The organism is Lutibacter sp. (genome assembly GCF_041555395.1).
In the GTDB taxonomy this organism is placed as follows: Bacteria; Bacteroidota; Bacteroidia; order Flavobacteriales; family Flavobacteriaceae; genus Lutibacter.
Genome location: NZ_JBFFKM010000061.1, coordinates 1 through 12,088, shown reverse-complemented (window position 1 = coordinate 12,088; position 12,088 = coordinate 1). Strand labels below are relative to the sequence as shown.

The window sequence follows — 12,088 nt, the reverse complement described above, 5'->3', positions numbered from 1 at the left end:
GGTAAAATGGTGCGCTACCCGGTCAGTTAAGGTTAGAACGGTTTCATTCTCAATGGTAACGCCCAAGGCGCCGCTTCCTCCACCTGCTTGTTCATAAGTCATTCCAATGGCCCCCATAAAGGTCGGATAGGTATCGCCATAACTTGGATATAACAAATCAAAGCGTTCTTTTGTGAAATAAGCCCACCCTTCTTTGTCAAAATAACGGGCATTGTTTTTTCCTATTTGTGTTTGAAAATCACGTTGCCAGTCGGTGATAACTTCATGAAATGGTTCTGCGGCAGGCGCAAAATAATAGGGGCTGTTAATGCCTTGCTCGTGAAAGTCAACATGTACCTGAGGCATCCATTTATTGTATATTTTTAAACGTTGTTGCGTTTCAATTTGTGTTGCCCAGGCCCAATCCCTGTTTAAATCGAATAAATAATGGTTTGGCCTGCCTCCCGGCCATGGTTCGTTATGTTCGCTAGTTTCCGGATTTGGATTGTATGGGGTGCTTTTGGTTTGATTGTACCAGTTTACATACCGGTCACGGCCATCCGGGTTTACACAGGGGTCAATAATGATCAAAGTGTTTTTAAGCCAATCTTGTTTTGAGGTCACCAGTTCAAACAAGGTTTGCATGGCAGCTTCTGAACTTGATGTTTCATTGCCATGGACATTGTAACTCAGCCATACCAGAGCGACTTCCGAAGTCGGATTTCCTTTTAAAATCCCTGCTCTTTTTAAATTGTCTTCTCGTATAGCTTCAATATTTTTGATGTTTTCTTCTGAAGAAATAAATGAAACGTACAAAGGTCTTTGCTCATTTGTCTCGCCATATTTTTCAAGTTGGACATTTTTGGAATTTTGACTTACATACATAAAGTAATCAACCACTTTATGATGTCTTGTGTACTGTGAACCAAGTTCATAACCCAAAAATTCGGCGGGCGATTTAAGGGTTTGTGCGTTTGTTGTAAAGGATATTGCAGCAATTGCAATAAATAAAAGGAGCAGGTTTTTCATTTATTTTTAATTTTAAAACCCAAATGTAGTTAAATAAATGTAATTGTAAGCTTGCTAAATGAACATGCTATAGGTAGTTCCCCTTATGGAAAAAAGACACAAAAGAAATTAATTCAGGAATTTTTTTCTTTGGGATTTAAGGCAATAGTCGTTAGTGTGAGTGCATCGGTTTTAGATGAAAGCTTTGTGGGAAGAATGTTGGATGAAAATTTTATAAATGACTTGCCTTGTGGAGTTGATGTTTGCGGTGAAAATGGAGAATTTCATACCTTTGTTTATGATGGGCCAATTTTTACCTATCCAATAATATTCAGTATTGGAGAGAAAGTGTTAAAAACCTATAAAGCTGACACTGCTAATTCCTGGGATACCCGCTTTTGGTATTGTGATTTAGTAAAAATTAAACGGATTTTGTTAAAGTAGTGTTAGATGTTTTTACATTGTTCCAACAAACAAACTGAAATGTTTATATTTATAAAATATTAGATACTTTAAAAATGGATGAAAAGATCAACGAAAACGAAAAAATCGCCTACGATTTTGAAAAACATTGGGACAATGCCTATGAAAAATCACCCATAACCAATTTAGGCTGGTATGAGGAAAATCCGTTGCCTTCACTCCAATTGATTGAGGACTGTAACTTGCCAAAAGAAGCTTTAATTTTTAATGCCGGTGCCGGTGCAACTACTTTAATAGGGGAATTATTGGCAAAAGGCTATGTGAATATTGTGGTGAACGATATTTCATCAGCTGCTTTAAAGGAATTGGAAAACCATTTACCTCCCTACAAAAATGCACATATTCAATTTCTGGTTGACGATTTGACGAATCCTTCCGAGTTACTGAAATTAAAAAATATCGATTTATGGCATGACAGGGCGGTGTTGCATTTTTTTACGGAACAAAATCAACAAAAAGCCTATTTCGACCTGCTAAAAAAAGCGGTAAAACCAAAAGGATATGTAATTTTGGCGGAGTTTAATTTGGAAGGCGCCAAAAAATGCAGCGGACTCGATGTTTTCAACTATAATGAAGAAATGCTTCAGGAACGTTTGGGAACCGATTTTGAATTATTGAAATCATTTGATTACACCTACATTCAACCTTCTGGAAATACACGAGCATATGTGTATACCTTATTTCAAAGAAAATCGTAATCCTAAATGAACGTACATCATATCCCTTTTAAAGCGACAGGCTATTTTTCAAAAATGATTTGTGATTACCTGGATAAAAATCAGGAGCTGGCTGATTTTTATGGAAATTTTCCTGATTTGGAGGGGTTTAAAAATCAGATTGAATCTAAAAAAACTACATTTTCTGCGGGGTCGAGGCAATTGCTGTACGATGCGTTGAAACAGCAATATAAAAATACTTCAGTTTCAGAAAAGACCGACCAAAATATTGAGGGACTGTTGGATGAAAACACGTTTACGGTCACTACCGGACATCAATTGAATATTTTTACCGGACCCTTATACTTTTTGTATAAAATTGTGACGGCAATTAATTTGGCCGCTAAGTTGAAAAAAGAATTTCCGAAGCAAAATTTTGTGCCGGTTTACTGGATGGCAACTGAGGACCACGATTTTGAGGAAATACAGTATTTCAAGGTTAACAATACTAAAGTAAGCTGGAACAGGGAAAGCAGCGGCGCAGTGGGCCGATTAAAAAATGATGGATTTGATGCGGTTTATAAGGAATTTTCATCGCTTTTGGGACCTTCCCACAATGCCGATACGTTGCGGGAGCTGTTCAAAAATGCCTATTTAAAAAACGACTACCTGACGGATGCCATGCGCTATTTGGTCAATGAACTTTTCGGTGAATACGGATTGGTGATTATTGATGGAGATGACGCGCTGTTGAAGAAACAATTGGCGCCCTTTGTGAAAGAGGAATTGCTTCAGAACACTTCTTTTAAGCAGGTTTCTGAAACAAATAAAAGATTGGGAGCTGATTATAATATTCAGGTAAATCCAAGGGAAATTAACTTGTTTTATCTAAAAGGAGCTGTTAGAGAGCGCATTATAGTTGAAAATAATATTTTTATAGTCAACAATACCGATCTTACTTTTTCGGAAGATGAAATTTTGAAAGAAGTACGGGAACATCCTGAACGGTTCAGTCCAAATGTAATTTTACGACCGCTTTACCAGGAAATTGTGTTGCCGAACCTTGCGTATATTGGTGGAGGCGGGGAGCTGGCGTATTGGTTTCAGCTAAAAAATGGATTCAAAGCGGTAAATATAACATTTCCAATTTTGGTGTTGCGAAATTCCGTGTTGCTGGCCACGAAAAAACAGATAGTCAAACTGAATAAATTAAATATTTCGGTCCCTGAAATTTTCAAAAAACAGGAATCGTTGATTGCAGATGCTGTTAAAGAACTTTCTGAAGTGAAAATTGATTTTTCTAAACAAAAAGAACACCTGAAACAACAATTTATCGATTTAAAAGAGCTCGCTAAGAGAACAGACCTTACTTTTTTGGGTGCGGTAAATGCGCAGGAGAAAAAACAGTTAAACGGGTTGGATCATCTTGAAAAACGGTTGCTAAAAGCCCAAAAGCGAAAATTTTCGGAGGTGTCGCAACGAATCTCGGACTTGCAAAATGAGTTGTTTCCAAACCAAAGTCTGCAGGAACGCAGCCAAAATTTTGCTGAGTTTTATCTTGCATTGGGAGAAAATTTAATCCCCCTGTTGCTAAAAAGCACAGATCCGCTGAAATTTGAATTTACGGTTATTGAATTTGAGTAGGAATTGGGTCAAAGGCAAGAACTTTATCTTTAAAAGTATATTGCAGTTCAACAACCTTTTCATTTCTTATTTTTTCTGCTTCTTCTTCGGTCAATTCAAAATCAATTTCAGAATAATAGGCTATCGTGTTTTTTATTTGATTGAATTCAACATCCGTATTGTCCGAACTCAGTATTAAGGAATCATTTTCAAAAATAAAAGTAAGCGTGCATCCTTTGCGTTTTATTTTTGTTGAAAAATCACCGATGATAATCGTTTTAATAAAAGGAAATCCACCCAATTCTTCAATATCCAAATACACAGTATTGGTGCTGTTTTTACCATATTTTGTTCCGCCTTTAAAATCAATTTCAGAAATGAGGTCTGGAATATTTTGAACTTTTTGAGGCTTGAAGAGGTTTGAGAATGAAAATGCCATAGTGTATTTTTTCGATTTATTAATTAGTATGATAAGCCTGGTTATGTGTCAAAAGGGCTCCGCAGGTAACACAATTTGATGCGGTACCCGAGCCTCCGGGGTGGCCATTGTTACAAGTGTAATGGTAAATTCCTGTGGCATTTTGTGCCGGAGAGGGCTGTGATGGCGCGTTTTTTGCCGGAGTTCCGTTGTATTTAGGAACATTCAACGGTCCGTTTTTCATCAAATCATCATTGTGAAAGGCTTGATTGTGAATGTAAGGTTTTTCACAGGTCGGACATACGCCTTGCACATCGCTGCCGCTGTTTTCGCACTTATTGGTACAAATATAATGCTTGACATTCTTTGAAATAGCGCTTTTTTCAATGCTTGGTTTTGGTTTTTCTTCCTTACAGGAAATAGAAATAGCCAAAATAAAAAATAAAATGAGTTTTAATACTTTCATAGTAATTAATATTTCTAAATAATTGACGATTCCAGCAAATATAATAAAATTTAAAGGAAAATGAAATGAGCCAATAACCGTTTAACCGTTTAATCGTTTAACTGTTTAACCAAATAACTAACAACCAACCAACAAGCATCAACCAACCCTACAAGTGAATCACTTCACCGTAAGCATCAGCAACAGCTTCCATAACCGCCTCACTCATGGTTGGGTGCGGATGAATGGTTTTTAAAACCTCGTGCCCTGTAGTTTCTAATTTTCTTCCCAAAACAGCTTCGGCAATCATATCGGTAACGCCGGCGCCAATCATATGGCAGCCTAACCATTCGCCGTATTTTGCATCGAAAATTACTTTTACGAACCCGTCAGGCGTTCCGGCGGCTTTTGCTTTTCCTGAGGCTGAAAAAGGAAATTTTCCAATTTTCAATTCATAGCCTTTTTCCAATGCCTGTGCTTCTGTAAATCCAACGCTGGCAATTTCAGGCGTTGCATAGGTACAGCCTGGAATGTTTCCGTAATCTATAGCTTCGGTGTGCAAACCTGCAATTTTCTCTACACAGGTAATGCCTTCCGCAGAAGCAACATGAGCCAGGGCAGGACCCGGAACAACATCGCCAATGGCGTAATAGCCCGGAATGTTGGTTTGGTAAAAATCATTTACAATTATTTTATCCCGGTCGGTTACAATACCAACTTCTTCCAATCCGATATTTTCTATATTCGATTTAATGCCTACGGCTGAAAGTACAATGTCAGCTTCTAATATTTCTTCGCCTTTTTTGGTTTTAACCACGGCTTTAACGCCATCTCCTGAAGTATCCACAGATTCAACAGATGAACTGGTCATGACTTTAATACCCGATTTTTTAAAGGAACGTTCAAATTGTTTTGAAACGTCGATATCTTCCAAGGGTACTAAGTTTGGTAAAAATTCTACGATGGTCACTTCCGTGCCCATGGCATGATAAAAATGGGCAAACTCAACGCCAATAGCGCCTGAACCTACCACAATCATTTTTTTAGGTTGCGCAGGCAAGGTCATGGCTTCGCGATAGCCAATCACTTTTTTTCCGTCTTGCGGTAAGCTTGGCAATTCACGGGAACGTGCACCTGTGGCAATAATGATATGGTCTGCGCTGTACTCGGTCACTTTTCCTTCGGAATCGGTCACATCCAGTTTTTTGCCTGTTTTTAATTTTCCAAAACCATCAATAACGTCAATTTTATTTTTTTTCATCAAAAACTGAACGCCTTTGCTCATGCCGTCAGCCACATTTCTGCTGCGTTTAATCACTGCGACAAAATCTTTGTCGATGGACTCGGCTTTTAGGCCGTACTCCTCCACATGTTTTAAATACTCATAAACCTGGGCGCTTTTTAACAAAGCTTTGGTTGGTATACATCCCCAGTTTAAACAAATGCCGCCTAAATTTTCTTTTTCTATAATAGCAACTTTAAAACCAAGTTGTGATGCTCTGATTGCCGTAACGTAGCCTCCCGGACCACTTCCTAAAATAATGATGTCGTATTTCATATCTATTCGTTTATTCGTTTATTTGTGTAACTGTTTAATCTTTTCTCTCAATTCTTTATTCTCAACTTTAAACTTTCAAAGTTTCCAACATTAATTCCCCCTTTGGGGGTTAGGGGGCTCTTTGGTGGTTAGGGGCTACATCCGTTCAGGAACGGCAATCCCCAATAACTTAAACGCGGATTTGATAATTTCCCCGACTTTTGCTGAAAGCTGTGTCCTTAATATTTTTTCATTTTCATTTTCAGAGCCTAAAATAGGCAAACTTTGGTACAACGAATTGTATTCCTTTACCAAATCGTAAGTGTAATTTGCGAGTAGGGCCGGACTATGGTTTTTTGCCGCATTCTGAATGATTTCAGGAAACTGCTGAATTTGTTTAATCAATTGACGTTCTTTTTCATGCAAAGTAACGGTTGATATTTCTCCTGAAAAATCAAAATCGGCTTTTCTGATAATGGATTGAATTCGTGCATAGGTGTATTGTATAAACGGACCAGTGTTTCCGTTAAAATCGACAGATTCTTCCGGATCGAATAAAATTCGTTTTTTGGGATCAACTTTTAAAATATAATATTTCAGCGCTCCCAAACCAATGATTTTGTATAATTCTGCTTTCTCGGTACTGGAATAACCTTCCAGTTTTCCCAATTCCTGTGAAATATTTCTTGCGGTGTCCACCATTTCAACCATTAAATCATCGGCATCCACAACGGTTCCTTCGCGTGATTTCATTTTTCCGCTTGGCAAATCCACCATGCCATACGACAAATGGTGTAAGTTTTTTGCCCATTCAAAACCCAGTTTTTCAAGAATCAGGAACAGTACTTTAAAATGGTAATCCTGTTCATTTCCAACAGTATATACCAGTTCGCTTAAATCAAAATCTTTAAAACGTTCTATAGCGGTTCCTATATCTTGTGTCATATACACCGCAGTGCCGTCTGATCGCAAAACAATTTTTTCATCCAGGCCGTCGGCGGTTAAATCAATCCATACCGAGCCGTCTTCTTTTTTATAGAAAACATCCTTTTTGAGTCCGTCCGTTACGACGTCTTTTCCTAATAAATAGGTGGTACTTTCGTAATAATTTTTATCAAAATCAACACCCAATGTCTCATATGTTTTGTTGAAGCCCTCATAAACCCATGAGTTCATGGTTTTCCAAAGCGAAACGACTTCTGCATCTCCGGCTTCCCATTTAAGTAGCATTTCTTGTGCTTCCAACAAAATAGGCGCCTGTTTTTTGGCTTCTTCTTCCGTTTTTCCTGTTGAAATTAATTGGGCAATTTCTTCTTTATAGGCTTTATCGAAGGCCACATAGTAGTTTCCTACCAGTTTGTCACCTTTTAAACCGGTGCTTTCCGGCGTTTCTCCATTTCCAAAACGTTGCCATGCCAGCATACTTTTACAAATATGAATGCCACGGTCGTTGATGATTTGTGTTTTGTATACTTTTTTACCTGAAGCTTTTATAATTTCGGCCACTGAATATCCCAATAAATTATTTCGGATATGCCCTAAATGAAGCGGTTTATTCGTGTTTGGCGAAGAATATTCAACCATCACGGCTTTTTCGGCCGGATTGGGTGATACAAATCCGTAGTTTTGGGTGGCATAAATTTCCTTGAAGGAAGCTAAAAAGAAATCATCCGAAATCACCAGATTCAAAAAGCCTTTCACCACATTGAAATCTTTTACTTCAGGTACGTTTTCTTTTAGATAGGCGCCTATTTTTGTGCCAATTTCAACAGGATTTCCTTTAATATAACGTAAAAATGCAAAAACAACAACGGTAATATCACCTTCAAAATCTTTATTGGTTGCCTGAAATTCGACGGAATCCACAGCGACATCATAAATTTCTTTGAACCCTTTTTTAATGGCTTTCTCTAAACTGTTTTGCATCTTTTTTTGCTGAAATCTGTTAAGGAGCAAAAGTACGATAATTTTTAAAAGTTTAAATTGTATTTTTGCCAATAAATTAAATCAATGGAAGCGTTTTTAAAAGAATTACCCGGTTTAGCGAAAGAAAAATACCTGGAGACCAAAAAGTATTTTGAAAAGATGAAAAAGCGCACGCCTAAAAACCTGGATGTGGTGATGCAGGAACTGCACAACAAAGAGTTTAAAAAAACAGATTGCTTAACCTGCGGGAATTGCTGTAAAACAACAAGTCCTATTTTTACGGAGAAGGATATTTCGCGTATTTCCAAGTATTTACGAATAAAAGAAGCGATGTTTATCTCCCAGTATTTAGAACGTGATAAAGACGATTTTTACGTGTTAATAACAGCGCCTTGTTCATTTCTGGATTTAAATGATAACATGTGTACCATTTATGATGTTCGCCCAAAAGCCTGCAATGAATATCCGCATACCAACCGTCGAAAATTTATCCAACTCACCAGTTTAACCTTAAAAAATACAGAGGTTTGTCCGGCCGTCTACAATATTGTTGAAGAATTGAAAAGGAAATTACCGCTTTAAAAGGCTGTTTAATTATGAAATTTTGAACAGTGAACTGCTGTCTATTAACGGTTATCTTTTCTGTTCACTCTGAGCAAAGCGAAGCACACTTCTCACTTTCTCCTTTACACTTAACAATTCTAGGGGCCCTTTAAATGAAGAAAGGGAAGCCAGTAATATCGCTTGTAACCCCTTACAATCGGTATCTTAGTAGGCTCCCCAGTTTTTTAAGACAGCGCTAAAAATGCGGTGCTTTGATGGGTTTTGGATCCTAAGGATCTCCTAAATCTAAATTTTGAAACTGTTGTTCAACAACAATTTTTATGTGTGTACTAAAAAGGGAATTTTAAATTTTAATTTCTTGATTATAAAACCGTTGTGGGGACAACTTATTTATTTAAATTTAACTGAATTTTTTGTTCTTTTAATAATAAAACCGTTGTGGGGACAACCAAACCGTTGTGGGGACAACGCGCTTATTTAGGTTAAAATACTAAAGTAAAATACATTTTTCCGGGCTCACAACTTCTCCCGCCTGGTTAACATAATTGAAACAAGGCATTAAAGTGTTGATGTAAATCCTGTTAATTTTTTCACTGGAATTGATCTTTTTGCCCATACTGTTGTTCACTACTTTTAAATAAGGGGCTCTGTCTGTTTGTTTTAAAGAGGTTACTTTCATTTGATTTAATTTAGAGATTAAAAAATTAACTTCCGTTTAGTGTGGGGATTGTTTATATTTTTAAATTACTTTTTTATGAAAATATTGGTAAAGTAATTTCTGTTTTCTGCATTTGAATCCGTTGAGATACCGAAGTGGGTATAGTCAGGATTTTCCATAATTTTTCGGTGTCCGTCACTCGCAATCCAGGCATTTACAACACCTGCAGCGGTACTGTAGCCGTAGCCAACATTTTCGCCAACAGTTTTTGCACCTGCTTCAGACATTAAGGTTTGGGCTCTTTCTGCAAAATTATCGTGACTTATTATACCAGCACCAATCATATAATTAGTGTGACCGTCTGCCACGCCTGAAACTAAGTTTAACGTACTTAATGCATTCAAGCCTAAGCTTGTTCTGTGCGCGTTTACCAGACTGATAATTTCTGATTCCATAGGGGAATAAACAACCTTAGCGCTAACAACTTCACTGTTGAAGTAAACTCCGTCTTCTTCTTTAGCGCAGGAAAATAAAATGGTAGATAAAAAAAGTAATGCGAATAATTTTGGGGCAAAGGTTTTCATTTTTTTTGGGGTTAGGGTTAGGGTATTTTTAAGCGTATTGGGGTTGATTTATTTTTTTTGGTTTTGGGGTTAATACTTTTTGTTATAATTTATCTTTCGGGGTTTTGGTTTTTAATTGCTTTTAAAATTTACTGGTTATAAATTTTTATTACACTGTAAATGTAGAAATAAAAAATGATAATCCAAATAAAAAACATAAAAAATTTACCATTTGTTGTTAAAAACATACCGTTTGTTTATAAAATATGTCATTTTGTCTTATTTTAATGGGTTTTTGATCGTGAAAATTTTATCCATTTGTTGTTAAAAAATTACCATTTGTTGTTAAAATCAGACAAAAAAAGTAAAATAAACGTCAAAATGATCCTTTTTAAGGCGCTGTTTGGAGTCTGAAAAAGCAAAAAAAAGCGTAAAAAGCCATTAAGTTCATGAAAACGCGATTTAGAACTGCCCTTAAATCATAATTAAATTTCTGATTTTTGTTGATTATGAGGTGTTGAATCATCTTCCTTAAAATAAAACAAAGAAAACTGTCCTATGATTTTTTTCGTTGTAAAATATTGAAATTTTTAGCGTTGGCTGAAAGTGCAATCCAAAGAGCTTATGATAAACGCTCAACTGAGCTAAAAGCGAAGAACTTAAAACACCCAAAGCGGTCTGGATGCTGAGGATTAAAAATTTTCAATCAATTTTACAGAAAAAGATCATCAGACTAGATTTTTTTGTTACTTTTTTCAGCGATGGAAAAAAGTAAAAGAAAGGTAAATTAGGCTTCCCGACACTTATTTTATATTAAAAGTTATATAACTGCTTAAGCTTATCTTTTTTTTCTTTTACATCAACCCTAAAGAAAGAAAATAGTTTTGATTACAATATATACATTCCATCCCTTCTCCCTCATCATCCACCCAACAACCCTACTCATACAACAAATATTTTTTTCGGATCTTTTTAAACGCTTCAATTTTAGGCTGCCACGAATCATGAATCTCTTTGGCAGTCTGGCCATTTTTAATTTGGGCTTCCAGTTCAGGGGTTCCGGCATGAGCCGTAAAGGTCGGTCCGAAAAAGGCTTCTGTTTTGGGCGTTTTTGCATAGGCATCAAGAAGCCATGCAATGTGAACGGTACTTAATTTTTCTGTATTTTTTAAATTGATGCCGTAACAAAGCTTGCCCAGGTGTTTTGGAAATTTCGCACCAGCATTGGGCTGTGGCGTATAAGTAAACCTGGTTTTCGGAAAAAACGGGGCACCGTATTGCTGAAACTGATTTTCGGTTCCCCTTCCGGCATTGATGATGGTGCCTTCAAAAAAACCCAGACTCGGATATAAATTGATTGCTTTGTCGTTTGGCAGGTTGGGTGAAGGTTTAATAAGAAGGTGGTAGTCACTTTGGTGCATATAGTTCTTTAAAGGAATCACCTTCAATGCACAAGTAACCTTATTTTTAAGCCAATGTTCGCCGTTAATCATTTGTGCATATTCGCCAATGCTCATCCCATAAACCAATGGAACCGGATGCATGCCCACAAAACTGGTATGTTCCGTTTCCAGTGTTGGCCCGTCAATATAATGGCCGTTCGGATTCGGCCGGTCCAGCACAATCAGCGGAATGCCATTTTCCGCGCAGGCTTCCATGACATAATGCAGGGTAGATATATAGGTGTAAAATCGAACCCCGACATCCTGAATGTCAAAAACAACAATGTCTATTCCTATTAATTGTATATCGGTCGGTTTTTTGTTTTTGCCGTAAAGGGATACAATGGGCAACCCTGTTTTTGCATCAAAGCCATCTGTCACCGTTTCGCCGGCATCCACATCGCCCCGAAATCCATGCTCGGGAGAAAATACTTTTATGATGTTCATGTCCAAAGCAAGCAGGGAATCCACCAAATGGGTATAACCATTCTTTTTGAAAATAACACTGGTCTGATTGGCTACGATTGCAATGGTTTTACCTTTTAATAATGGTAAATAGGCCTCTAAATTGTTCGCGCCAGCCACAATTTCATTCGATAGGGAAGAGGTAATGCTGTCTGCCTTCTGATTGATAACGGACATCTGGTTTTTTGCGGAACAGGAAATCAAACAAAAAAACATCAGAAAAACCGGGAAGAAATATGTATTTTTGAACCGTTTAGAAATCATAGATCAATTTGAATTACGAGTTATTTATTGCAAAACGAATTATTGCCGCAAAGCAAT

12 protein-coding genes are annotated in these 12,088 nt (G+C 37.1%); 4 read left to right on the top strand and 8 right to left on the bottom strand.

The window, feature by feature from the left end; all coding sequences use genetic code 11:
• A partial coding sequence (locus ABY285_RS10915; RefSeq protein ID WP_372769970.1) for a M14 metallopeptidase family protein occupies window positions 1-1,008 on the bottom strand: 1,008 nt, incomplete at its 3' end.
• A gap of 51 nt (window positions 1,009-1,059) precedes the next feature.
• Here ABY285_RS10915 and ABY285_RS10910 point away from each other — a divergent pair.
• The 3 genes from ABY285_RS10910 (at window position 1,060) to bshC (ending at window position 3,770) form a co-directional block, all read left to right on the top strand.
• A complete protein-coding gene (locus tag ABY285_RS10910; RefSeq protein ID WP_372769968.1) occupies window positions 1,060-1,431 on the top strand; it encodes a hypothetical protein in 372 nt (123 codons plus the stop codon).
• Window positions 1,432-1,505: 74 nt separating this feature from the next.
• Window positions 1,506-2,168, top strand: a complete 663-nt coding sequence (locus ABY285_RS10905) for a methyltransferase domain-containing protein (RefSeq protein WP_372769966.1) — start codon at window positions 1,506-1,508, stop codon at window positions 2,166-2,168.
• Window positions 2,169-2,174: 6 nt separating this feature from the next.
• Window positions 2,175-3,770 (top strand): bacillithiol biosynthesis cysteine-adding enzyme BshC, encoded by a 1,596-nt coding sequence (bshC, locus tag ABY285_RS10900; protein ID WP_372769964.1) that lies wholly within the window; start codon window positions 2,175-2,177, stop codon window positions 3,768-3,770.
• Here bshC and ABY285_RS10895 read toward each other — a convergent pair.
• From ABY285_RS10895 to argS, 4 genes are all read right to left on the bottom strand, one after another.
• Complete coding sequence (locus ABY285_RS10895) at window positions 3,754-4,188, bottom strand: hypothetical protein (protein WP_372769962.1); 435 nt, start codon at window positions 4,186-4,188, stop codon at window positions 3,754-3,756. The genes bshC and ABY285_RS10895 overlap by 17 nt on opposite strands.
• 19 nt (window positions 4,189-4,207) lie before the next feature.
• Complete coding sequence (locus ABY285_RS10890) at window positions 4,208-4,633, bottom strand: hypothetical protein (protein WP_372769960.1); 426 nt, start codon at window positions 4,631-4,633, stop codon at window positions 4,208-4,210.
• A 148-nt stretch (window positions 4,634-4,781) separates the two neighbouring features.
• The gene (lpdA, locus tag ABY285_RS10885; protein ID WP_372769958.1) at window positions 4,782-6,170 is read right to left on the bottom strand and encodes a dihydrolipoyl dehydrogenase; all 1,389 of its coding nucleotides are present in this window, start codon (window positions 6,168-6,170) and stop codon (window positions 4,782-4,784) included.
• A 135-nt stretch (window positions 6,171-6,305) separates the two neighbouring features.
• On the bottom strand, window positions 6,306-8,075 hold the full coding sequence (gene argS / locus ABY285_RS10880; RefSeq protein ID WP_372769956.1) for an arginine--tRNA ligase: 1,770 nt from the start codon (window positions 8,073-8,075) through the stop codon (window positions 6,306-6,308).
• 84 nt (window positions 8,076-8,159) lie between these two features.
• On the opposite strand from argS, the gene ABY285_RS10875 reads away from it, so the two are divergent.
• Window positions 8,160-8,657 carry a YkgJ family cysteine cluster protein gene (locus ABY285_RS10875; protein ID WP_372769954.1) on the top strand — a complete coding sequence of 166 codons (498 nt, stop codon included), beginning with the start codon at window positions 8,160-8,162 and terminating at the stop codon, window positions 8,655-8,657.
• Between the two features lie 472 nt (window positions 8,658-9,129).
• On the opposite strand, the gene ABY285_RS10870 is transcribed toward ABY285_RS10875, so the two are convergent.
• The 3 genes from ABY285_RS10870 to ABY285_RS10860 form a co-directional block, all read right to left on the bottom strand.
• Window positions 9,130-9,318 (bottom strand): hypothetical protein, encoded by a 189-nt coding sequence (locus ABY285_RS10870; protein ID WP_372769952.1) that lies wholly within the window; start codon window positions 9,316-9,318, stop codon window positions 9,130-9,132.
• Window positions 9,319-9,383: 65 nt separating this feature from the next.
• Window positions 9,384-9,881 carry a CAP domain-containing protein gene (locus ABY285_RS10865; protein ID WP_372769951.1) on the bottom strand — a complete coding sequence of 166 codons (498 nt, stop codon included), beginning with the start codon at window positions 9,879-9,881 and terminating at the stop codon, window positions 9,384-9,386.
• Between the two features lie 917 nt (window positions 9,882-10,798).
• Window positions 10,799-12,031, bottom strand: coding sequence for an exo-beta-N-acetylmuramidase NamZ domain-containing protein (locus ABY285_RS10860; protein ID WP_372769949.1), 1,233 nt, complete (start codon window positions 12,029-12,031; stop codon window positions 10,799-10,801).
• Between the last annotated feature and the right edge of the window lie 57 nt (window positions 12,032-12,088).